Here is a 24,451-nt window from a genome sequence, read left to right as displayed (position 1 = left end):
CTTTTGTTTTACCCCACTTTATTTCCTGGCACTTCATTTATGCTTCCATAACCACCACCCCACCGGCCATCCCATAGATACTTTTAGTACCTTTGCATAGTAAAAAGTCGGGCTTATGGAAGAGATTGTAAACAAGGTAGCACAGAGTGGGTTGATCACCCTGGACCTGGAAGATTACTATCCGAAAGAAGAAATCGTTGAATTTGATCTGAAGCAGTACCTCTTTATGGAGCTGATCCTCAAGGAGAAAGATTTTAGAGCTGCATTGCAGTCACTCGATTGGGAACAATACCGTAATAAAAATGTAGCGATCGTCTGCACCGCAGATGCTGTTATACCCTTCTGGGCATATATGCTTGTAATGACTTACCTGTCGCCGGTTGCCCATTTTGCGGCTTTTGGCAACAAAAAACATGTGCACCAGGTACAGTTTATGAAGAACCTGGCGGCTATTGACGTGAATGAATACGTTGATAAACGCGTGGTTATCAAAGGATGTGGCGACCAGGGAGCGGGAGAGGCTGCCTATGTAGAAATTACCCGCCTGCTGACACCTGTGGTGAAAAGCCTCATGTATGGAGAACCCTGTTCTACCGTACCTATCTATAAAAAGAAATGATCAGAACCATTTCTTCTTTTTAAAGAGGATGACCATAGCAATCAGCATGATCAACATGAACAGCATGGTGTAATAGTACCCATTAACCGTGTGCAGCTCCGGCATGTTGTCGAAGTTCATCCCGTAGATGCCGGCTATAAATGTCAGTGGCGCCATAAGGGTCGTTACCACGGCCAACACTTTCATGATCTCATTCATCTTGAGATTGATCTGGGTATGATATAGGTCCTGAACGGTTAATATCACGTCGCGGTAGTTTTCCGCCAGGTCATTTGCCTGTATGATATGATCGTACACATCCTTGAAGTACTTGGTAGTGCGCTCTTCCAACAGCTCACTATCACTTTTGAGAAATCCGTTCACCAGCTCGCGTACGGGGGCAACGGCCCTTTTGAACAGCAATAGCTCTCTTCTTAACAGATTGATCCGGGCCTGTGTGCGGGTATTCGCCTGGTGCTGCACAGCATCTTCCATTAATTCTATCCGCTCTCCTAACTTTTCAATGATGCTGTAATAGCTGTCCACGATTGTATCCAACATGGAATAGCATAAATAATCAGCCCCGGCGGTCCGGATCCGTGAGTTATTGATCCTTAGTTTATCTCTTATGTGATTGAATACATCTCTTTCTGCATCCTCCTGGAAAGAGATCACAAAATTTTTTCCCAGCACTATACTCACTTGCTCCTGCTCAATGGTGCAGGTATTTAAATTGAAGTACATCATGGGAAGAAGGCAGAACAGGTGCTCTCCTATCTCATCCATTTTCGCACGCTGGCCTACACTCATGATGTCATCTTCCAACAGAATATGAATGTTCAGGCGAATGCAGATATCGTGTACCGTCTCCTTATTGATCCCATCCACATTGATCCATACGGTATTTTTGGTATCAATGTGTTTGAAGATGGCTTCCACATCGTCTCCGTTTACGGTTTCCTCCTCAAAATGATGATTACCATAGTTGAAGATGGTTATTTTTTCACATACTGCCTGCTTTCGCGTAAGTGGCCCAGTTACTGGATTATAATTCATCAACCGTTGTTTCCTGGCCTTAAAAGGATTCAATGTTTCCAATACATCATGAATAGGCAATATGCGATTCGGCTTAACCATTGTGACAGATTTATGCTGACTATTTTAAAATTAACTTAAAATTGGCGTAACGAGGAATTAACAACTGATTACTATCTTGGATTGATTAACCACCTACAACTGTTCACATAATAATTGTCTTCCGGGACAATTGCTCCGCCTGTCCGCCAACTCATGCGGTTACACAATGCATTATTATGCTGCCATCAGTTTACATTGGTAAAATTAGAAATGCTTTTTAATAACCGGTGATTTTAAGTCTATGCGCGCACTAATTTTTGTAATAGCTGTCATTCTTCTGATTATTTGCTGCTACAGTATTTATGAATCAACCTGTAGTAAAATAGCAGCTGAAAAAGACGTGCTTACCTGGTACGAACCCTCACTGGCAAAGCTCAGGATGAAAGTAGAAAAATTATGTACCGCGCTGGCTACCCATCAATCTTCAGCTGTTGTACAGCAGGCCTTCTGTGAATCAAGGCTTGCGTATAAAAACATTGAAGTATTCGCAGAATATTTCAGTCCCTATATGGTACAATTGATCAATGGTGGAGGTAATGATACTACAAAAGGTAATAACAGGCAGGCATTTCAGGCGCTGGAACGGTTACTATATCCGTCCCTGCAAGTCGCGGATACACAGGCCGCTTATATAGAAGCACGCAGGCTGGTAACTGCAGTGAATAGTCTGTCCCTGGTAGCATCCAAACCACTGCCAACAGATGCACAGTTATTCGATGCGATGAGACTGGAACTTGTCAGGGTGATGGCATTGTCACTCAGCGGATTTGATGTTCCTGAGTCGGGGCAACAGCTGAAAGAGGCGGCAGCTGCGCTGGATGGCGTTACGAGTGTCTGGAATTTATACGAAGACCGTGTCAGGATTTATAATCCCGCTTTGGTAAAGTATACAGCTGACTTATTGACTGCAGCACATATGCAACTGGAGCAGGGGACGCCGGAAAGTTTTGACAGACAGGCGTTCATCTCAGAATATATCAATCACCTTTCTGTAAACCTCAAATTATCGAGGGAGGCACTGAGCATTCCCTATGATAGTCAACAATATATCCTGGACCCCGCAGCATCCAATGTCTTTGCCAGAAACGCGGTACATCCGTTATATGTTTCTGCTGAGGCACAATCAGATTCTGTGGGTAGTCACGATCCCTTGTATAACATCAATGGTCAGCAATTCAGAGCCAGCTATATATATACGCTGTTACAGCAGAACGGAGCATTAAATGCCGTAGCGGAGGGAACTAAATAAAAGAAGGACTGCCGGCGAAGAGTATCACCGGCAGCAGATTGGCTATTTAAGACTAGGATATGGAAGACTACGTTCAATAATGTTGGTTGGTCACCTTAGGTAATACAAACTCTACTCCGTAAATGTGACGGGGCAAAAATTACTGTACAAAAAAGGGAATTAATAGAGATTGGATATATAACAACTATTTCAGCTTTCTCTCAACTATCACATTGCTATTGCAGCAGACCTCGGATTAAAAACATGCATTCTCAGACGCTTATAGCAAATTGTGTTTTTTCATGAGAATATGGTAAAACTGATTGCGCTGCAAATAACGATACAACCATAATAATTCCAAAAAAAATAGCTTAAATACCATATAAATGTGAGATAAATGAGTATTGCCAGTATAACTATGAGTAAAAAAATGCACAAAAGATAAATTGAATATCAAGGAAAGATATTCTATATCATGGCCATGAGAGGGAGTTTAGGTGTTAGGAATTGTTTTTGTTGCAGATAGTTAGTAATCCTATGCAATTAATTATCAAAAACCATAAAATGTAAAGATTATGGAAAACAAGCTCAGTAATAAAAAAGTGGCCATATTGGTAGCTGATGGTTTTGAAGAGGTTGAATTCACAAAACCGCTGGAAGCCTTGCAGAACGCGGGGGCCAATGTAGATGTAATATCATTGCATGATGGAGAAGTAAAGGCATGGGCCGAAAAAGACTGGGGCAAGACATATCCTGTGGATAAAGTAGTTGGACAGGCCAACGCCAAAGATTACGACGCACTGGTATTGCCAGGTGGAGTAATGAACCCTGATCACTTGAGGGAAAGCCAGGAGGCGGTGAACTTTGTCTCCGGCTTCTTTGATGATAGTAAACCCATTGCAGCAATCTGTCACGGTCCATGGACATTGATAGAAACCGGTGAATTAAAAGGAAGGACTGTTACCTCCTATCCTTCTTTGAAAACAGACCTGACCAACGCGGGCGCCAATTGGGTTGATAAGGAAGTAGTTGTTGATAATGGATTGGTCACAAGCCGTAATCCAAATGATCTGCCGGCCTTCTGCAGAAAGATGGTAGAGGAAATAGGTGAAGGTATACATGCCTGAGGGCAAACAATTTATTATAAAAAAGGCGTCCAAAAACGGAACGCCTTTTTTATCTTGCTAATCAGGTTATTTTTTCTTTTTCTTATACTTTATTTCCACGACTGCCACCCCGGTGGTCAGCATGCCGATACGTTTGGCTGCTTTTTTGGAAAGATCGATCACCCTTCCCTGTGAAAAAGGACCACGGTCGTTGATCCGCACTGTTACAGACTTTCCATTTGAAATATTTAGAACTTTCACTTTGGTACCAAAGGGCAGTGTACGGTGTGCTGCTGTTAATCCACCCTGGTGATAGGTTTCACCACTGGCTGTTTTACGGCCTTCAAACTTATCTGCATAGTAAGAAGCTTTCCCGTTTTCGGTGATCTTCCTGCTGCAAGCTGAAAAGCAGAGCAAACTACAGAGTAGAACGACAAATAGGTGTGTATAGTTTTTTGTTATCATAGGTCTGGTTTTTATAGGGCAGGGTTTCGCCCGCCCAAGGTAAAAAAATCAGAAAGGATATCCAATCGCTATATTTAATATAAGATTCTCTCTGCGCCAGTCCGGATCGCCAAAGTTAATATCTTTTATCACCCACCTTTCGTCAGAAGGCAGCCATGGCTTGCGTAAAGGAAATGCCAGATCAAGCCTTACCACGATAATAGAAGCATCTATACGCAAACCCAGGCCCGCGTCCACAGCTATCTGGCTTCCAAAGGTACTGGTTTTGAACTTACTGCCTGGTTTGGAAGGTACGTCCTGCTTTAGCCAGATATTACCTGCGTCCAGGAAAACGGCTCCATTAAAGATGCCGGTAAGACGTGCGCGTATTTCAGAGTTATATTCCAGTTTGATATCACCGGCTTCATTTGCCAGAAAGCGGCTGGTCGTGTCTTTATACCTTCCCGGCCCCAGTGTTCTGGCGCGGAATCCGCGAAGGCTACTGCTACCACCTATAAAGTATTGTTTTACAAACGGTAGCGTGGTTGAATTTCCGTAAGGGATGCCAAAACCGGCATATATACGGTTTACCCATGTCAGCTTGCGGGTTAGTTTCCAATAGTGTCTTATGTCGCCTGTCAGTCGCACATACTGCGCGAATGGAGTGCCGAACAGGGTCCTTGCTGTATCTTTTTTAGGGATCACCAGGCCAGCAACATTACCGGAATAGTCAAGATCCCCATTCAGATAGAAGCTATGTTCCTTGTTGTCAGACTGGTTATTGTAGGTGATACTATAGTTTCCACCGAGGATGAACTGCTTTTCGATAGCGGCCCGCTGGCTTGGGTCATTCTTCAGAATACTGTCGTAGCCGGGCGTAGTACTCGTAGGCAGCACATATGTAATGGCAATAGGCGACCATTTATGCTCCAGGTACTGTGTCTGGCGCCAGATGTACTGGAACTGGAAAGAATAGGCGTTCAGATTGTATAACTGACTGCGGCTGAACAGTTCATAACTCACGCTGATACGTGTACGTGGTACATAAGGTGTTTTTACGTTGAAATTGAATAGCGGTTGCCAGAACTTCGGAATAGTCACTGCGGCTTCCGCCTTGAAGTTATAGGAGTTACCTCCTTTCAGGGTGGTATTATTGGTCGTTTGCGTTCCTCCTACCTGCCATTCTACACCACCCGATAAAGTGATTTCAAACAGGTTCGCTGCATGTAGCCAGTTACGATTGCGCGAAGTGATCCTTACTTCAGAACCGACAAAGTTGTTGGATTTGGAGGTTCCTCTCAATTCGGCAGATAAACTTCTCCGGGGATAAGGCGTCAGGAAAAAACTGGCATTTAATCTCGAACTATCTCCTCGCGCCGGCCGGAATTGTCCCTTCACAAATTTAAAAGTACCCAGATCTGTTAACCGGTGCAGTGTGGTATTATGACCACTAAGTGTGTATAAACTATCCGGTTTCAGGAATACGGAACGGGCAAGTACGCTTGGCTTGAACTTGTGCGTGGAGTCGATAATCCTGATATGCTGGAATGTATCGGCTTTGCCTCTGCGGGAAAGCGAATCATTATCCAGTGAGTAATTTGGATACAGGGTGATATTCTTCATCCTGTATTGCTGACGTGCCGCCAATGGTGTTTCTTCTTTCATCTTGAGATAAAGATCAACCATGCCATTGTTGGTGCTATCTACTTCTACCAGTAGGTGATCCGGCGTGAAGTAATAATAACCTTGTTCCTTTAAGATTTTATGTACACGGTTGCGTTCTGCCACTACACTGTCTAGCCGGAATGGACGCCTGAGTTTAAGAGAACTACCCTTTTGCGCGGCAGCAATAGCTTTACCAATCCCGCTACTATCAGTTTCATAGGTAACGCTTTTAATACGATATCGAAGGTTTGGGGTAGCCGTATAAGTAATAGACGCTTTTTTCTTTCCCTGGTATTTGATATCCGAAACGACATCCGCCTGAAAAAAACCGTTGTCCACCAAATATTGTTCCAGTACATCTGCTGTATAATCCGGTTTGGCACTGCTCAGCAAGACCGGCGCTTCACCCCATTTACGCCTTAACAGATAATTCAGGCCCTTGCCTTTGGGTTCCTTACCGAGATTGTAGAGCCAGAGCCGGATAGGCATACCTGCAAACTTCCGGTTAGGTTTTGGTCTCGTCCGGCTTTCCAGGCCGGCAGAGAGGGTACCATAGTCTCTGGGTTTCTTCCCCTCCCATTTTATTTTTGTGCCAGTATACAGCCGGTCGTTTTCAGGGACAGTTTTGGTGCTACTGCAGCCATTTATGCACAGGGCGAAGAGCACTGCAGTGACAATGAACGATATATGGCGATTTATTTTGCTCATCTTATTTTTTGCTGACAGTTTTCTTTTTGCGGAGCCTTGCCTTTTTCTCCCGCGATTTAGCACTGTGGAGTATTTCACGGAATTCGTCGTAGTCCATAATGAGCGCAAAAGCGACACCCGTTTCCACCACCTGGCCTTCAATGACCGTACTGTTGTCATTGCGCTGATATACTCTTACCCGGTAACGGCCGTCTTTTGTCAGTTTGTATTCCACAGAAATATCGCCGACCAGGGATGATGGGTTTGCCTGGTTCTCTCCCTGCAACATCACATTGGAGCCGACAGAAACGGAAAGCCTTTCATTGAACAGTTTCTTGGAGGCGCCTACTTTCAGATTGGTGGTTTCCTGTGCGGAACCGGTGGAATAGTCTTCTTTGGATTCTACGTCGAAATTCAGATCTATGCCTTTAATAAGATTACCCGCCAGGTTATTCAACTGCTGTGAAAGGATCTTGCTCACACTCTGGCGTGCCATATTACGTACACCGAAATCGCCACTGCCACCACCTTCACCTGCCAAAGGATCTTCAGGAATGAAACTATTGAGTACCAGCAATCCCATTACCTGTTTATTCAATTCAGAAGGGATTTGGTTAATCTGTTTCAGGCGGTTATATACACTTCCGCTGAAGGCATTCTGTTCTGCTTCCGGCATGTCCAGCTCAAAGGATATATCCGGTTTCATCATCTGTCCTTTGATATGGAGGTATACGTAAAAAGGTAATTTCTGCTTATACCTGTTCCTGTCGGTTTCTGATAAGTTGGTCAGCTGGTCTTGCACCAGATCCGCCGCTGTGGCATTGACGGTATACCGGGCGGTAATATCCAGATCTGCATCCATGGCCTCCCCGCTGAAAGTAATGGAACTGCCCTTTTCTATGCTGAAAGAGCGTTTGATTACCTGATTCAGTGACATTTCATACTTTCCCTCACTTATTTCATAACGCCCGGTGAGTGTCATTTTACTGCTGGCATCCAGGGTGGCGTTGATGTTGGCTGTTCCCTGCGCCTCTACGAAATCGCCATTTACAGGATCGATGATGATCTTGATAATGGATTCCGGTGTGATTTCCGCATTACCGGAAAAGTTGATGCCTTTCAGACGTGGATTCTCGAATTTGGTACTGTCTACCGCTTTAAAGAGACTGGAATCTACAGGATTAGACTTATCCACAAATACGATCACTCCTTCCCTGTTTGCTATCCCGGGTTCCTCGGAAGGTAGCGTAACAGTAATTTTGGATTTATCCCTGAGCTTCACACTGGCGTCTACCCTGGGAAGATCAAGATTACCACGTACCCTGATACGGGTATCTATAAACGCCGGGCCATAATATAATTGCTTGGGGTCCTGTTGTTCTCCCAATATCATAAAGTTATCTGAGTTGATATCGAGATTGAAATTATACTTGCTGAAATCCGGGGTATTGATACGGCCGTTTACAACCAGTTCATTGTCAAGACTGTCGGCAACTACGAACTGGTTAAATGCGACCCCTTTCTCGTCCATAGTGATGGTTTCATCTGGCAAGCGGAGATTGGCGCCAACATAGGTAATTGTGCCGCCGGCGTCATTGAAATGCAGTGTTCCTAATACCTTGGGTTTGTCAGTAGTGCCGGTAATAGTGAACTGTCCATCCGCGCTACCATGCATACGTGTCACATTCCCGAAAGTGAAGGCTTCGAGAGAGGCCATGTTGATATTGTTGATATTCACCTTTGCATTGATAGTGGTATCATAAGTGCCATCCACCTTCACATCATTCTGATTGCCGGTAAGATTGGCCGTAAGTTTATATTGGTTGGCCTGTGGTGTTTCCACATTTGCTTCCAGGGTACCTACAGCAGTTCCTCTGAAGGTGAGAGAGTCTATTTTTAAAGAGCTCTTTATTAATGGAGAATTATCCAGGTTGCTGACCAGAGCTTCTGCATTCAGTAATCCGTTGGCTAGCAATGTATCTGATGAGAGTAAACCTGTGATAGTAGACAGCTTGAAATCTTTGATAGTCGTTTTTAGCGGAGGAAGCGTTCCCTGGCTGCTATCTCTTAAAGTCTGTACCTGTATGGATTGGTTTTGATAAGAGAGGGTTAATTGTGCCGTGTCCGGACCTCCATTTATAATATGGATGCGGTTATTGTCATCAACCTTCCATTGTTGTTTGTTCAGTAAGAGGTCTGTTTTCAGAGAAAGGTCCATAGCGTTGGCTGGCAGAAAAGTGACATAGCCACCAGCTTTATATTTCGGCTTACGCCGGATATCGTCCAGCAGGAGATCCCATTCCAGTTTATCACCTACCGCATTGATTTTTAATTGTGTATGATTTAATGGAACAACCTTGTGATATAATTGCGCAAGATCCACGGTGGCATGTAATGAAGTGTCATGTATCTGAGCCGCCAGTTTTACGCTGTCAACACGCATAGAATCATAAGACAATTTCGGCAGATTAGCATTCAGCACCAGCAGGCTACTGTCAGAATTCAGGCGTCCGTCAATAAGCAACGGGTATTCCATCCGGAGGCTGGGTGCCATATTCCTGAGACTACGGGGCCAGGTTAAGGAAGCATTCCAAAACAGGATTTGTCCGGCAGGCAGGTTCACCAGTTGCGCACTATCGTATGGTTGTAATGGCTTGTTAATCAGCTGACCGAAGGCGCCGCCTATTTTCGTATAGTCGATATTGCCGTTGGCATTAATAAAGCCAAAGGGACCCGTTAGTGCCAGATATTGCTGGTCTTCATATTTGGCCGTAAGCGCAATGGTGTCCAGTGGGAATACCTGTCCCTTTGTAGCAATCTGCCAGTCATGCAAAAAGGCTGTTCCTACCAGGCGTCGCGGATCAAGACTACTGAAATCTGCCGTCAGGTTTCCTTTGAGGATCATCGGCTCGCTGTACCAGTGGGTGGTATACAAGTCTGCCTTGTCCATCTGGAGAGATGCCTGTAAAGACTGTACGCTGGTATCATTTAATAAAGCATTGAGATCAAAAGCGAGTGTGATACTGGTGTCGTTACTCTGGCCCTGCGCCTGTAACTGTCGCTTATCAATATTGGCGGTCAACGCGATATCGTGATAGGTGTAACGGTTGTAAGTAGCAGCATCCAGGGTAATAGCGGCATGTGCTACCATACCCGGGAAAGTATATCCCTGCCCGGAGGCTGACATCTTACCACTGATCCAACCCATGGTTGTATCGTACATGAGAATACCCGGATGTACTTTGAAAGAAGCCAGCGTTACATCATAACGGGCGCGGATACTATCCATGATATTCACAAGATGTGCAGACAGTTGGGCATTGGCGGAACTGCTGGTAAGCTGCAACTGTGTTTTCATGTCCTGCATGCCGCCGAGCACTTTCCCTGTAATCAATAGCTGTTCCGGCAGGCGGGGAGTATCCGGCAGGGTACCTGCTGGTAACCAGGATCTTAGTTGTTTATTACCGGATTGAATATATACTGAAGGCAGATTTGCATAGAACCGGTTCATGTCCATGGTATGTTCTATTTCCCCACTGGTATGAATACGGTTACCAACGTTATCTGCTATACGCAATGTTTCTATGATCAGTTTTCCCAGGCTACCCTTTACTACGGCTGTCACATCTATCTCCTTGTTCCACAATGGTTTCATTGAGGGATTCCTGCGTGAATCCGGAACGAAAGGCATCCACTCGCCCAGGGAGATGTGAGAGGAATCAATATCGGCGCGAAGCTGTAACAGATCCATGTTCTCAGAAAGCGTAGACCAAGAGGGCACAGTGACAGCAATCTGCCTTCTGAGCAGGCTCTTATTTGTTTGCACCAGCATATTCTGCAATGCCAGCGACTGGGGAGTGAACAATACGTTGAAGCGAGCCTCTTTCACGGCAAAACCTGATTTCTCCCTGGCTTCCAGTTTCTTAAGAACCGCGCTGATAGTATCGGGCTTATAAAGAATATTGGAGAGGGCGGTATTGAGGTTGTATAGCAGGAGATGATTATAATCGGGATCATTCCCCGCTCCTCTTAATGGTGGGGCCGCGTTATTATCGAATTTGAAATCCAGATGGTCGATTTCTGCCTTGGTGGCCAGCACCTTCCAGGTGTTAGGAACACTGTCCCTTGGTATTGGTGTGGAAGTATCTTTTGGTGATGATAAGGTGAATGAACCGGTCGTTTTACCAATACGCAGATCTCCTATTTGTACAAGCGTGGAATCCAGGTCAATACTTGAGTTCACCAATTGAAAATCACTGATGCGCCAGACAGTTGACAGGCCACTGGCCTCATCTGCATAGAGGAAGGCGCTGTTTTTTATATGCAGCTTTTTTAATAACAGGTGGAAGGGTGTACTGGCCATATCTGCGGGTGTGGGTGGAGGCGCTGTATTCGTCAGTGCCTTTGGGCGGTATCCTTGTGTGTATAAGCCTTTGAGCCCGTCCAGTTCAATGCCTCTGAATGTGTATAAGCCTTCATCCAGCAACAGATCATCCGGATCAACATGTAACTCCTTAAAATGAATAATGGCGGTCATTCCATCTTTTGCGTCAGCAAAGCGCAGACGCACCTGACGGAGGGTAATGTCTTTAAGATGGTATTGAAGAGAAGTGCCTGTCTCGGCAGACAAGGTATCGGGTTTGGTATCCTTTGGGGCGAAGGCATCCATAATGAACTGATAGTTATAAGTGCTATCTGCCTGGTTACGGTAAACATTGACGAGTACTGAATCCCATTCCAGGGCATTGACCTGTAACTCGTTGTTGATAAAAGCCAACAAATTGTACCGCACTTTTAACGAGCCGGAAAACAACAAAGCCTTCGCTGACTTATCTGCCACATATACATTCTTTAGTTCCAGGTATCGCCATCCACGCGCGCGGAGATATCCTATACGTACCTGTGTATGCAGCTTCTTCTGCAGATACATTTCTCCCTGCCGGCGAATGTAGTCCTGCACAGGCTCCAGTTGTAAAAGTAATACCACCATTACAGGGAGTATCAGTAGAACGGCAAGCCCCCACAATAACCATCGCCACCAGGGGCGACCATGATGTTTTTCTTCCTTTGTAGATGGATCTGTCACAATGAAAAAAGGTTACTTATACAGTAATTTACTGAAATAAAATGCTTTAGGGTATGTATGCTTACTCGGGTAAACAAACAAATACTATACCTGCTGAGTTGGAAGGTATAAAAAAAGTCCCGTCACAGACAGGACTCTCAAATAAAATTGTCAGATATTCATCTTACCAGGAGGGTGTGTTCCGCTGGTTGAATTTCTGGATATAATATACCAATCTGTTCTTATTCTGTTTGTCTTCGTTGAACTCCCGTAACAATGCTGTGTCCTGGCTGAGTATATACTTGCGCATATTGAACATCGTAAGGTCATACACATCTCCTGTTACCAGGTTCAGTACTCTCTTATCGGCCGTTTGCGGAGGTGTATTTTCGAAGACCATGCCTCCGGTGGTCCTGTTGGTCGCGGCAGAGGTAATGGAATGGAAACGATACAGACAATAGTACCCGATCTCTTCCAGCTTATTCAGTCCATTGTCTTTGATGTAGATAGAAGTCCCGTCTGAGTATCCCCAGTATTTTTTCACCTTCTTTTCCTTGCCGGTAGAGTCTACCAGGTTCAGCTCATTGGGCGCTGACAGTAGGTAAACCTGTGCCGCCGGCGTTCTGTTCCTGACGGAGATGGTTCCGGTAACAGATGGATTGTTTGCCCTAAACTCCTGGAAAGTTTTATAGATACCTTGCTTGTATTGATGGGTATCGTAAACGGAAGTGCCCACCTGGGCGGATGTATATTGCACAAGGCCTGTGCATAACATGATAGAAAGTACCAGCTGCCTCATAAGATTACAAATGTACTGTTTTTCATGTAGGAAGATCAGTGGGGCAGCACGTTCTGTTTTTCCATATCGTCGAGGATCACCTTGCGGATCCTTCTGTAAACAGTCAGTTTTCCAAATTCAATCACCGTCAGTAATCTGGCGGACCATATTGTTTCAGTTCCTTCGTTCAGGGTAATATCAAAATCATTCACCAGGAACTGTTGCATTTCTGAAGTAACGGGTACATAGCTAGTTCCGTTGGAACCCATTACCGGGGCATTGTTAACATGGACCTGGCTTCTTTCGAAAGCCGTCAATGGCGAAAACCGGAGTACTGCATCATGTGGCCAGGACGCTGCTTTCTTCAACGTGATATCTGTATCGACTTTATGTTGGTCTCCCAGGTATTCGTACTTACATTCTATGTTCTGTGATTTGAGCGCCTTGATCAATTCTGCTGAGAGGTTGTCCATGTACATACGGGCCTGCATACCGCCCTCTCCTACAATAAGGATCTTCTGATAGTGTTTAACACTATCCAGTTTTTTGTCAACGGAACGTAGTGTGATTTTTTTCTGGGCATGGACAGGCAGGAGGAACAGGCCTGCTACCAGTGACAGTAAAAGTGCTCTCATAGGGATTGTAGGGATAAATTATACTGTAAATATATAGCAAAAACGGTAGTGCGGCTGTGGGCAAGCAAAAGGCCGGGTAAAAACCCGGCCCGGCTGAAGGTTACAACAAAATCTAAACCTGCTTATGAGACTCTTTGATATTTTTATACGTTGTTCTCTGCGACGTGGGTGCTTAAACAGCCAGCGCCTGCAGGGAATCGTCTTTACTTTCCAATTGTGATGCGCCCATCAGGAATTCATCCACTTTTCTGGCGCACTCACGGCCTTCGCTGATAGCCCATACCACCAGAGATTGTCCGCGGCGCATGTCGCCGGCAGCAAATACTTTTGGTATGGTAGTCTGGAAGGCTCTCTCACCAGCTTTCACATTACCACGCTCGTCTCTTTCTACACCCAATTCGTCCAGCAGGCCGGTATGTTGAGGATGTAAGAAGCCCATCGCGAGGAAGGCCAGTTCGCAAGGGATTTCCTGCTCGCTGCCAGGAACTTCTTTGAAGCCGCCTGGTCTGCCATCAGGCCCCAGGGCCCATTCGAGATTCACTATTTTCAACCCTTTCAGGTTACCTTTTTCGTCACCGACAAATTCTTTCGTACCAATTGCCCACTGGCGTTGAGCGCCTTCTTCATGTGAAGAAGAGGTTTTCAGTACCATCGGATAGGTAGGCCATGGCATATATGGTGTACGCTCGCCCGGAGGTTTCGGCAGTAACTCCAGCTGGGTTACGCCTATGGCGCCATGACGGTTGGAGGTACCTACACAGTCAGAACCGGTATCACCACCGCCTATCACTACAACATTCTTGCCGGTTGCGAGAATATCATGACCGGATACAGGACGATCGGCTAAACGCTTATTCTGTTGTTTCAGGAAATCCATCGCATAGTGTACACCGTGCAGCTGACGGCCAGGGATGCTCAGGTCACGTGGAATGGTAGATCCACCTGCCAGTACGATCGCGTTGTACTCACGCAGCAGGTCATTCACGCTCACATTCACACCTACGTTTGCGTTGCATTGGAACACAACGCCCTCTTCTTCCATCAATTTTATACGACGGTCTATTACCCATTTCTCCAGCTTGAAGTCGGGGATACCGTAACGGAGCAGACCACCTGGAGCATCATCTCTTTCAAATACAGTCACATTATGGCCGGCATAGTTCAGCTGAGCCGCCGCAGCCAGGCCTGCAGGACCGGAACCGATCACCGCTACCTTTTTGCCTGTACGTACTCTTGGCGTTTTAGCCTGTACCAATCCTTTGTCGAAAGCAATTTCAATGATGTGACGCTCAATCTCTTCGATTGCTACCGGAGGCTGATTGATACCCAGTACACAAGCGCTTTCACACGGAGCAGGACAGATACGGCCTGTAAATTCCGGGAAGTTGTTGGTGCTGGTTAATATTTCATAAGCTTCTTTCCAGTCTTTCTGATATACTGCATCATTGAACTCAGGGATCACGTTGCCCAGCGGGCAACCACTGTGACAGAATGGTACGCCACAGTTCATACAGCGTGCAGACTGTTCATTCAGTTTTGATTCTGAATACTTATCTACGAATTCGTTATAGTGTTGGACTCTCTCCGTTACTGGAGTTTTGCCCGGCAGTTCCCTTGTAAATTCCAGGAATCCTGTTGGTTTGCCCATTGTCTCTTGTCTTAGATGTTAGAATGTTACTACTTCTCTACCTGCTGTGCTCCCGTTTTGCTTGCGCTCAGTACAGCTTTGTACTCTTTCGGGAACACTTTCACGAAGTGGCGCAGCTGGTTTTCCCAGTCTTTCAGTATGAATTTGGCCACGGTACTGTTCGTATATGCATGATGCTTGGTGATCAGGTCCTGCAGTTCGGCAGCATCCTGTTGGTCCAGCGGATCCAGGTCGATCATGTCCTTGTTGCAACGTCCTGCAAACACACCTTTTACATCATATATATAAGCAATACCACCACTCATACCAGCACCGAAGTTGCGGCCGGTTTCTCCCAGTATCACTGCTTTACCTCCCGTCATATATTCACAACCGTGATCGCCAACACCTTCTGCTACGATGGTAGCGCCGGAGTTACGTACACAGAAGCGCTCACCGGCTTTGCCACGGATATAAGCCTCGCCGGAGGTAGCACCATAGAGGGCAACGTTTCCTGCAATGATATTTTCTTCCGCTTTAAAACCTGCTTCAGGAGACGGATAAAGGATCAGCTTTGCACCAGATAAACCTTTACCGAAGTAGTCATTTGCTTCCCCTTCCAGTTCCAGTGTTACACCTTTTGTATTGAAAGCACCGAAGCTTTGTCCGGCAGAACCTACAAATTTGTAGTGGATAGTATCCTCCGGAAGCCCTGGTCCTGCATAACGTTTGGATATTTCGTTACTGAGGATGGTACCTACGGCCCTGTCAGTGTTTTTGATGTTGTACTGGTGGAATACACGGGATTTTTTCTCCAATGCCGGCTGTGCTGATTTCAGCAACTGCCAGTCAATCACCTCGCCGATACCGTGATCCTGCTCTTCCTGTTTGAACAGGCCAGTTTCTTCAGCAGCGGGTTCTTTATATAATATCGGAGACAGATCGAGTTGTTTATACTTCCAGTGAGCGATATTTTCACGTACCTGGAGGTTATCCACCTGGCCTACCATTTCAGTCACCTTACGGAAACCGAGGTCCGCCATGATCTCACGGAATTCTTCTACCAGAAATTTGAAGAGGTTCACTACATTCTCAGCATCACCGTTGAAGCGCTTACGCAGTTCAGGATCCTGGGTGGCAACACCTACAGGGCAGGTATTCAGGTGACACTTACGCATCATGATACATCCTTCAGCAACCAGTGCAGCAGTGGCAACACCCCATTCTTCGGCACCCAGCAGGGTAGCGATGGCGATGTCACGACCTGTTTTCAGCTGACCATCAGTCTGTACGACTACGCGGCTGCGCAGTTTGTTCTTCACCAGTGTCTGATGTGTTTCAGCCAGACCCAGTTCCCAAGGCAGACCCGCATGTTTGATAGAGCTGATCGGAGAAGCACCTGTACCACCGTCGTAACCGGAGATGAGCACTACGTCCGCTTTTGCCTTGGCAACACCGGCAGCGATGGTACCAACACCCGCCTTGGATACCAGTTTTACACTGATACGTGCGGCACGGTTAGCATTTTTCAGGTCAAAGATCAACTGAGCAAGGTCCTCGATGGAATAAATATCGTGGTGCGGAGGAGGAGAGATCAGACCAACACCTGGTGTGGAGTGACGAACCTTTGCGATCCAATCATCTACTTTATGACCAGGTAACTGTCCGCCTTCTCCAGGTTTAGCACCCTGTGCCATCTTGATCTGGAGCTCGTCCGCGTTTGTCAGATAATTACTTGTTACACCAAAACGTGCACTGGCTACCTGCTTGATGGAAGAGCGCATGCTATCACCATTTGGCAGCTGCTGGTAGCGGATTTCGTCTTCACCACCCTCACCGGTATTACTCTTGGCACCGATACGGTTCATCGCGATAGCCAGTGTGGAGTGTGCTTCGTGGGAGATAGAACCAAAGCTCATCGCACCGGTAGCAAAACGCTTCAGGATGCTTTCAGCTGATTCTACTTCTTCCAGCGGAACAGAAGGACGGGTACGTTTGAACGAGAACAGGCTACGCAGGGTGGCTGCTTTTTCGCTCTGGTCGTTCACTGATTTTGAGTACTTCTTAAATATGCTGTAGTCGCCCATACGGGTAGCATATTGTAAGAGGTGGATGGTGGTCGGATTAAAGAGGTGGAACTCACCTTTTCTCTTCCACTGGTAGATACCGCCGGTTGTGAGGCGCTGTACAGGTGTTTCCTTGCGGCCGTAACCCATCCAGTGCTTAGCCAGTGTTTCGCGGGCTATTTCATCCAGGCCCATACCCTGTATACGGGACACGGCACCGGTGAAATACTTGTCAACTACCTGGCGGTTGATACCTAATATTTCAAATATCTGTGCACCCTGATAAGATTGCAGGGTGGAGATACCCATTTTAGAGAATACTTTCAGCAAACCATCACATACAGCCTTGATGTAGTTCTTCTTCAGTTTATCCACATCCAGCTCTGTCTCCAGTTTATCCGTCAGCTTCATATCGCGGATAGTGCTTAGTGCCAGGTACGGGTTGATGGCGGTTACGCCAAAGCCCAGCAGACAGGCAAAGTGGTGCACTTCCCATACATCGCCGGCTTCTACGATCAGCCCTACCTGACCACGGTATCCTTTGCGGATAAGGTGGTGGTGTACTGCGGATGCAGCGAGTATTGATGGCATAGCGGCATGTTCCGAGTCGATCGCCCTGTCTGACAGGATGATCACTTCGAAACCATCTTCCACCGCATCTACCGCATAACGGCACAGACGCTGCAGGCCTTTTTCCAGGGAGCCTGGTTTTCCGTCAGCCCTGAAGTAAGTATGGAGGGTCTTGGCCTGGAATAAACCGGTATCTATACTACGGATCTTTTCCAGTTCGAAGTTGGTCAGGATCGGATGACGGAGCGCCAGACCATGACAGTGCAGCGGATCTTCGTCCAGCAGGTTGCCATTGTTACCCACATAGGTAGCGAGTGACATCACCAGCTTTTCACGGATCGGATCAATTGGAGGATTGGTTACCTGTGCGAACAGCTGTTTGAAGTAGCTGGTCAGGTGCTGTGGCTGATCACTCAGAACGGCCAGAGGAGCATCCGTACCCATTGAACCTACCGGTTCTTTACCATCGAGGGCCATTGGCGCGATGATGGTGTAAAGATCTTCTGTAGAATAACCGAAGGCGCGCTGGTATTTAAAGATCTGGTCGTGTTCCAGATGGGTGAAAGTAACCCTCGGATCAGACAGTTCTTCCAGGCGAATCTTATATTTATTCAGCCACTCGCCGTAAGGTTGCTGGGAACAGATATTCTGTTTCAGCTCCTCATCGCCGATGATACGGCCCTGTTCCATGTCCACGATGAACATTTTACCAGGCTGCAGGCGGCCTTTTTCTTTTACATTTTTAGGATCGATTGGCAGTACACCAGCTTCAGAGGCCATGATCACGCGGTCATCTTTAGTGATCACGAAGCGGGCAGGACGCAGACCGTTACGGTCCAGGGTACCACCGATGATCTTACCATCTGTGAAGGAGATACAAGCCGGACCGTCCCATGGCTCCATGAGGGAAGCATGGTACTCGTAGAAGGCTTTCTTCACAGGGTCCATATCGTCATTACCATCCCAGGCTTCAGGGATCAGCATCATCATTACGTGTGGCAATGAGCGGCCGGTAAGCAGCAACAGTTCCACTACGTTATCAAGGCTGGCAGAGTCAGACTGACCTTCTTCCACGAGTGGAAGGATCATGTCCATTTCTTCCTGTGAGAAGTATTTGGAAACGAAGTCCTTCTCTCCTGCTCTCAACCAGTTCAGGTTTCCTTTCAGGGTGTTGATCTCACCATTGTGCGCAATATAGCGGTAAGGGTGAGCCAGGCGCCAGCTTGGGAACGTGTTGGTAGCGAAACGGGAGTGGATCAGTGCAAAAGCAGATACCATCTTCTCATCGCTGAGGTCAGCGTAATAATGACGTACCTGGTAAGTTGTTAACTGACCTTTATAAACGATCGTCTTAGTAGAAAGGGAAGGAATGTAGAAAAGCGCTTTCTCTTTCGGTACTGTGTTGCGAACGGTTTTGGAAACGTAGTTACGCAGTACAAAGAGTTTACGCTCAAAAATATCATTGTCCGTAATATGATAAGGACAGGCGATAAATACCTGTTCAATTTCCGGTTCAACAGAAAGGGCACCTTCACCGATACCATCCGGACGTACAGGCACCTTACGGTAACCCAGTATTTCCAGTCCCAGTTTCTCGGCCGCTCGGTTGAGGATCTCACGGCACTCTTCGCGCCAGCGAGGCTCTTTCGGAAAGAAAATCATGCCTACCCCGTATTTTCCAAATTCAGGGAGGCTAATGCCTATCTTCAGGCATTCGTCGTACAGGAACTCGTGTGGCAGCTGGATAAGGATACCAGCCCCGTCACCGGTGTTTTGCTCATAACCACATGCACCGCGATGCTCCATGTTTTCCAACATGGTCAACGCATCCCGGATGATCTGATGCGATTTACGACCCTTGATGTGGGCTGTAAAGCCTGTTCCGCATGCATCATGTTCAAAATCCGGGTGATACAGTCCTTGCAATTGCTTCACTTCTTGCATTCGTTTAGATTTTTTGACCTTGGCACACCTTCCCCGCTTACTCTGGGCGGTTGAGGTACCGTAATTTATCGGGAACGGTATAAAGATACTAAAGGAAACCGGCATTTTTTACGAAAGCTTTTGTATAACCCTAAAAAATTAGAAAAGATTAAAAAAGTATAGGCATTTGTTAGAATTAAATAAGTAGACAGGTAATATGTGACCATATTTGGGCCTGCCGGGGCCTTGTTGGGTAATGAAAATGTTTAATGTGTTGAGGGTAAGAGCCGTTCGGAAGGAAAGGAAGGGGTGATTTTTACTCCTTTATGGGCGGATTGAGACAGTTAAAAGGGCGTGTTGGCCGGTAGAGGTATAATAGAGATTCGCTTGAGATAGCCTCATCCTCCCTTAATCCTCCCTTTGAAAGGGAAGATTAAGGGAGGATGAGGCTATCTCAAGCGAATCTCTACCGAATCTTGTCTTAATCCAAATCGGGTTGAACCATGTGCACCCATTCGCGACAATTGACCCCGATGGAGGTCACATTGTTTGTAATGCGGAGTTCAACCCCGGGATGACGTAATGGGACCTAACAGGAACGGCAATAAAAACCGGTCCCCTATCATATATATAATCTGATCGGATAAATCAATTAAACGATGGTGACGTTGATCCCCATTTCCTCCAGCGCCTTCACAATATGTGCGGAAATGCCATTATCTGTGATGATCTCATCCACATCTTCCAGGTCACAGATCTTCCCGAAACCACGGCGGCCGAATTTGGAGGAATCCGCCAGTACAATTGTCTTCTGTGCTGCAGCCACCATCCGCTGGTTCAGCTGTGCCTCCAGGAGGTTGGTTGTGGTCAGTCCGAATTCGATATCAATGCCTTCCAGCCCAAGGAATAATTTGGAGCAGGAGAAATCAGCGAGGATCCTTTCTGCATAAGTGCCTGTTACTGAGGCAGAGCTATTACGTACAATACCTCCCAGCTGTAATACTTCGATCTCCGGATGGCGCAACAGCTCCTGCGCTACGTTGAGAGCGGGAGTGATCACGGTGAGATGCCCTTTGGGATGAACATTTCTGGCCAATGCCAGCGCAGTAGTGCCTGAAGAGATGATAATGGCGTCGTTGGGGGCAATCATGCCCGCTGCGGCGATGGCAATATTGTTCTTTTCCTCCCGGCGAAGTTTTTCCTTTTCGTTGACAGGCTTGTCATTAATGTAAGGATTGTTGACAGTCGCACCCCCGTGTGAGCGGAATAAGAGGGACTTGTCTTCAAGCAGTTTGAGGTCTTTGCGAATGGTAACACCGGAAACATCCAGTTCTTTGCAGAGATCCACTACATTCACATATCCTTTCTCAGCTAACCGATCAAGAATGTATTTGTGTCTTTCTGCAATATTGATCATTGACATATGGGCAAAAAATTAACAGTTGTCGAAAAAAGCATTACATGTTTTAAACAGATTTGGAACAAATACAGTTATGCCTTCTTCCAATTCGTTACAAAAGTACTTTCATGTTGTTGAATTTAACACATTGCATCAGAAAAAATATTTAGTAAAAAGTGAAGAATATCATGTATAAATGAACGTTTATGCATTAACTTCCTGAAAAGGAACGGGCAAAACAGTTATTTTCGGTTTACAGGACGGCCAACACCTGTACTGTTTTTTTTCAGACGAGAATGAAATAAACTGAAACTAATTAAAAGAAAATAAAGCATATTCCTCACAATGAACAGGTTAACCTTTAAACAACAGCTAGGCAATACGGCAACAGTCGTTTGGGATATTATTGTGATCGGTGGCGGTGCTACCGGCTTAGGCATCGCCATGGATGCAGCTCAGCGGGGTTTTCATACCCTCCTGCTGGAGCAGTCTGATTTTGCCAAAGGCACATCCAGCCGTAGTACAAAACTGGTACACGGAGGGGTACGCTACCTGGCCCAGGGAGACGTAGGCCTGGTGAGAGAAGCCCTGTACGAAAGAGGATTGCTGCTGGCCAATGCTCCCCACCTCGCCCATGACCAGGAATTCATCATCCCGTATTATAAATGGTGGCAGGGCCCTTTTTATGGCATCGGGCTGAAGCTATATGACCTGCTGTCGGGTAGGCTTAGCCTCGGCCCCTCCCGTGTTATCGGAAGGCAGAAGGTGATCAAAGCCTTGCCGGCTATACGCAGAGATGGTTTGAAAGGGGGTATTGTTTACCACGACGGACAGTTTGACGATTCCCGCCTGGCAATAAACCTGGCAGAGACAGCATCAGAACAAGGGGCGGTACTGCTGAACTATTTTAAGGTAACCAGTCTCCGGAAAGATGGAAACGGAAAGATAAACGGGGTAAGCGCCAAAGATCTGGAAACAAGAGAGGCATATGATTTTCAGGCGAAAGCAGTGATCAACGCTACCGGCGTATTCGCTGACGACGTACTGCAGATGGACGAACCAGGCGCCCGGCCCACTATCCGTCCCAGCCAGGGAGTGCACCTCGTGCTGGATGCCAGTTTCCTGAACAGTACCAGCGCATTGATGATCCCTAAAACGGCTGATGGACGTGTATTGTTTGCCCTACCCTGGCATGGAAAAGTACTGGTGGGCACTACAGATACACCACTGAACGATCATAGCCTGGAACCACAGGCACTCGAAACGGAGATCAACTTCATCCTGCAGACTGCTGGCAGCTACCTGCAAAAGGCACCTACCCGCGCGGATGTGCTGAGCGTGTATGCAGGCCTGCGACCATTAGCTGCACCACAAAAAGATACCGATAGTACCAAGGAAATATCCCGCAGCCATAAGATCATTACCGCTGCTTCGGGATTGATCACCATTACAGGTGGCAAATGGACCACGTTCCGCAAGATGGCGGAAGATACGGTGGATACGGCCATTGCTACCGGAGGATTGAAAGCTGTTCCCTGTGCAACGCAGACGCTACACATTCATGGCTATACGACGGCCCCCGCCGCTCCTGCCCCGCTGGATGTGTATGGCAGTGACGCAGCACCGATCAACGCATTGATAACCGCCAATCCTTATCTGGCTGAACAACTGCATCCGCGCCTGCCTTATATAAAGGCGCAGGTTGTCTGGGCCGCGCATCAGGAAATGGCCCGCACTGTGGATGATGTCTTGTCCAGAAGGTTACGTGCGCTGCTGTTGGATGCCCGGGCGGCTGTGGAGATGGCTCCTGCCGTTGCCGCCATCCTGGCGGCAGAACTGGGGAAAGATAAGACCTGGGAAGAAGAACAGGTGAAAGCCTTTACCGCAATAGCAGCACATTATCTGCTGCACTGATCACTACATCAACAACATAAACCATAGTTCCACATCCGTTAAATTTCACGTGTTAAGCTATATGAAGGAAAAGGAAATAACCCGGTACATCCTGGCATTGGACCAGGGAACCACCAGCTCAAGGGCGATCATCTTTGATAAAGCCGGCGCCATCGTATCTGTGGCCCAAAAAGAATTCCGGCAGATCTTCCCGTCCCCTGGATGGGTAGAACATGATGCCAGTGAAATCTGGTCCAGCCAGCTAGGCGTTGCTGCAGAAGCAGTTGCCAAAGCCGGACTGAGAGGAACAGATATCGCAGCAGTCGGGATCACCAATCAACGGGAAACGACCATTGTGTGGGACCGCCATACAGGTAAGCCTGTTCACAATGCTATCGTCTGGCAGGACCGGCGCACCGCAGCATATTGTGACGAACTGAAAGCAGCCGGACATGGCCAGATGATCAGGGAAAAGACCGGGCTCGTAATTGATGCCTATTTCTCCGCCACGAAGGTGAAATGGATACTGGATAACGTGGAAGGCGCCCGGGAAAAGGCAGCGAAAGGATTACTGGCTTTTGGGACGGTGGATGCCTGGCTGGTATGGAACCTTACTGAAGGTAAAACACACGCAACAGATATTACCAATGCATCGCGGACGATGCTATTTAATATACACACACAAAGCTGGGACGAAGAACTATTGTCCCTTTTTGATATTCCGGCTTCGATGCTGCCAGAAGTAAAGCAGTCCAGTGAGCTGATCGCGGAAACAGCACCATCTATTTTCTCGGTGACCATTCCTATTGCCGGTATTGCGGGAGATCAGCATGCTGCGCTGTTCGGCCAGATGTGCACATCTCCGGGTATGGTGAAGAATACCTATGGCACAGGATGTTTTATGCTGATGAATATCGGTGAACAACCCATCCTTTCCCAAAACAACCTTGTTACCACGATAGCCTGGAAAATAAATGGAAAGGTGGAATACGCCCTGGAAGGAAGCATCTTCATTGCGGGGGCTGTGGTACAATGGCTGCGCGATGGATTGGGCATTATCCGGTCTTCTTCTGAAGTGGAGGGGCTGGCCGCAAAAGTGGCCCACAATGATGGGGTATACCTGGTGCCAGCGTTCGCCGGTCTGGGGGCTCCGCACTGGGACCAGCACGCGAGGGGTACACTGGTGGGTATGACCCGGGGTACAACGGCTGCGCATATTGCGAGGGCGGCATTGGAAAGTATCGCTTATCAGACCATGGAAGTGCTGCGCGCCATGGAGGCGGATGCCGGTATCAGCATAAAAGAATTGCGTGTAGATGGCGGCGCTACCAACAATGATCTGCTGATGCAGTTCCAGGCCGATATACTGGGTACGAAGGTAATACGCCCCAGGATCACGGAAACAACGGCCATGGGAGCCGCTTATCTGGCAGGGCTGGCAACGGGCTTCTGGAAAGACCAGGAGGAAATTGCCCGCCAGTGGCAGGTAGATCACGCCTTCTCCCCTGCCGGCAAAGAAGAGGATGTGCGCAAATGGATCAAAGGCTGGGGCCATGCCGTAAAAGCAGTAAAGGCCTGGGCAAAGTTCTCCGCGCAGGAAGACGCTGTGGTAAGCCAATAATATCTCCTG

General features: G+C 47.1%; 14 protein-coding genes. 5 read left to right on the top strand and 9 right to left on the bottom strand.

From position 1 onward, the window contains the following. The first annotated feature begins 115 nt into the window (after positions 1-115). On the top strand, positions 116-619 hold the full coding sequence (locus tag CLV42_RS01390) for a DUF2480 family protein (RefSeq protein WP_106600112.1): 504 nt from the start codon (positions 116-118) through the stop codon (positions 617-619). Here the strand turns inward: CLV42_RS01390 and corA are convergent, their stop codons facing one another. Beyond that, a complete protein-coding gene (gene corA / locus CLV42_RS01385; RefSeq protein ID WP_106600111.1) occupies positions 620-1,735 on the bottom strand; it encodes a magnesium/cobalt transporter CorA in 1,116 nt (371 codons plus the stop codon). Positions 1,736-1,976: 241 nt separating this feature from the next. Between corA and CLV42_RS01380 the strand changes: the two genes are divergently transcribed. Further along, positions 1,977-2,984 (top strand): hypothetical protein, encoded by a 1,008-nt coding sequence (locus CLV42_RS01380; protein ID WP_106600110.1) that lies wholly within the window; start codon positions 1,977-1,979, stop codon positions 2,982-2,984. Positions 2,985-3,538: 554 nt separating this feature from the next. Then, positions 3,539-4,090 (top strand): type 1 glutamine amidotransferase domain-containing protein, encoded by a 552-nt coding sequence (locus CLV42_RS01375; RefSeq protein WP_106600109.1) that lies wholly within the window; start codon positions 3,539-3,541, stop codon positions 4,088-4,090. A gap of 66 nt (positions 4,091-4,156) precedes the next feature. Here the strand turns inward: CLV42_RS01375 and CLV42_RS01370 are convergent, their stop codons facing one another. The 8 genes from CLV42_RS01370 to CLV42_RS01335 all read right to left on the bottom strand — a co-directional run bounded on the left by CLV42_RS01370 (position 4,157) and on the right by CLV42_RS01335 (position 20,952). Then, positions 4,157-4,534 carry a septal ring lytic transglycosylase RlpA family protein gene (locus CLV42_RS01370; protein ID WP_106600108.1) on the bottom strand — a complete coding sequence of 126 codons (378 nt, stop codon included), beginning with the start codon at positions 4,532-4,534 and terminating at the stop codon, positions 4,157-4,159. Positions 4,535-4,582: 48 nt separating this feature from the next. Further along, positions 4,583-6,886, bottom strand: a complete 2,304-nt coding sequence (tamL, locus tag CLV42_RS01365) for a translocation and assembly module lipoprotein TamL (protein ID WP_170117354.1) — start codon at positions 6,884-6,886, stop codon at positions 4,583-4,585. 1 nt (position 6,887) lies between these two features. Continuing rightward, positions 6,888-11,951, bottom strand: a complete 5,064-nt coding sequence (locus CLV42_RS01360; protein WP_146154292.1) for a translocation/assembly module TamB domain-containing protein — start codon at positions 11,949-11,951, stop codon at positions 6,888-6,890. A 163-nt stretch (positions 11,952-12,114) separates the two neighbouring features. Beyond that, a complete protein-coding gene (locus CLV42_RS01355; protein WP_106600105.1) occupies positions 12,115-12,729 on the bottom strand; it encodes a hypothetical protein in 615 nt (204 codons plus the stop codon). 35 nt (positions 12,730-12,764) lie between these two features. Beyond that, positions 12,765-13,343 carry a hypothetical protein gene (locus CLV42_RS01350; RefSeq protein ID WP_106600104.1) on the bottom strand — a complete coding sequence of 193 codons (579 nt, stop codon included), beginning with the start codon at positions 13,341-13,343 and terminating at the stop codon, positions 12,765-12,767. A gap of 172 nt (positions 13,344-13,515) precedes the next feature. After that, positions 13,516-14,991 carry a glutamate synthase subunit beta gene (locus CLV42_RS01345; protein ID WP_106600103.1) on the bottom strand — a complete coding sequence of 492 codons (1,476 nt, stop codon included), beginning with the start codon at positions 14,989-14,991 and terminating at the stop codon, positions 13,516-13,518. 29 nt (positions 14,992-15,020) lie between these two features. After that, positions 15,021-19,550: a glutamate synthase large subunit gene (gene gltB / locus CLV42_RS01340; RefSeq protein WP_106600102.1), complete on the bottom strand. Its 4,530-nt coding sequence runs from the start codon at positions 19,548-19,550 to the stop codon at positions 15,021-15,023. A 631-nt stretch (positions 19,551-20,181) separates the two neighbouring features. After that, entirely contained in the window at positions 20,182-20,952 is a 771-nt protein-coding gene (locus tag CLV42_RS01335) for a DeoR/GlpR family DNA-binding transcription regulator (RefSeq protein ID WP_106600101.1), read from the bottom strand. A 321-nt stretch (positions 20,953-21,273) separates the two neighbouring features. Here CLV42_RS01335 and CLV42_RS01330 point away from each other — a divergent pair, with 321 nt between their 5' ends. Then, the gene (locus CLV42_RS01330; RefSeq protein ID WP_106600100.1) at positions 21,274-22,842 is read left to right on the top strand and encodes a glycerol-3-phosphate dehydrogenase/oxidase; all 1,569 of its coding nucleotides are present in this window, start codon (positions 21,274-21,276) and stop codon (positions 22,840-22,842) included. A 61-nt stretch (positions 22,843-22,903) separates the two neighbouring features. Beyond that, on the top strand, positions 22,904-24,442 hold the full coding sequence (glpK, locus tag CLV42_RS01325; protein ID WP_106600099.1) for a glycerol kinase GlpK: 1,539 nt from the start codon (positions 22,904-22,906) through the stop codon (positions 24,440-24,442). Positions 24,443-24,451 lie beyond the last annotated feature (9 nt).

It is taken from the genome of Chitinophaga ginsengisoli, from assembly GCF_003014595.1.
Classification (GTDB): domain Bacteria; phylum Bacteroidota; class Bacteroidia; order Chitinophagales; family Chitinophagaceae; genus Chitinophaga; species Chitinophaga ginsengisoli.
The sequence above is the reverse complement of the archived record's forward strand: the minus strand, read 5'-3'. Positions and strand labels throughout refer to the sequence as shown.

Excerpts from the sequence above, each read along its gene's own strand:
- gltB (WP_106600102.1), bottom strand. The coding sequence starts at position 19,550 with ATGCAAGAAGTGAAGCAATTGCAAGGACTGTATCACCCGGATTTTGAA.
- CLV42_RS01330 (WP_106600100.1), top strand. The coding sequence starts at position 21,274 with ATGAACAGGTTAACCTTTAAACAACAGCTAGGCAATACGGCAACAGTC.
- CLV42_RS01355 (WP_106600105.1), bottom strand. The coding sequence starts at position 12,729 with ATGAGGCAGCTGGTACTTTCTATCATGTTATGCACAGGCCTTGTGCAA.
- CLV42_RS01375 (WP_106600109.1), top strand. The coding sequence starts at position 3,539 with ATGGAAAACAAGCTCAGTAATAAAAAAGTGGCCATATTGGTAGCTGAT.
- CLV42_RS01370 (WP_106600108.1), bottom strand. The coding sequence starts at position 4,534 with ATGATAACAAAAAACTATACACACCTATTTGTCGTTCTACTCTGTAGT.
- corA (WP_106600111.1), bottom strand. The coding sequence starts at position 1,735 with ATGGTTAAGCCGAATCGCATATTGCCTATTCATGATGTATTGGAAACA.
- CLV42_RS01345 (WP_106600103.1), bottom strand. The coding sequence starts at position 14,991 with ATGGGCAAACCAACAGGATTCCTGGAATTTACAAGGGAACTGCCGGGC.
- CLV42_RS01350 (WP_106600104.1), bottom strand. The coding sequence starts at position 13,343 with ATGAGAGCACTTTTACTGTCACTGGTAGCAGGCCTGTTCCTCCTGCCT.
- CLV42_RS01380 (WP_106600110.1), top strand. The coding sequence starts at position 1,977 with ATGCGCGCACTAATTTTTGTAATAGCTGTCATTCTTCTGATTATTTGC.
- CLV42_RS01335 (WP_106600101.1), bottom strand. The coding sequence starts at position 20,952 with ATGTCAATGATCAATATTGCAGAAAGACACAAATACATTCTTGATCGG.
- glpK (WP_106600099.1), top strand. The coding sequence starts at position 22,904 with ATGAAGGAAAAGGAAATAACCCGGTACATCCTGGCATTGGACCAGGGA.
- CLV42_RS01390 (WP_106600112.1), top strand. The coding sequence starts at position 116 with ATGGAAGAGATTGTAAACAAGGTAGCACAGAGTGGGTTGATCACCCTG.
- tamL (WP_170117354.1), bottom strand. The coding sequence starts at position 6,886 with ATGAGCAAAATAAATCGCCATATATCGTTCATTGTCACTGCAGTGCTC.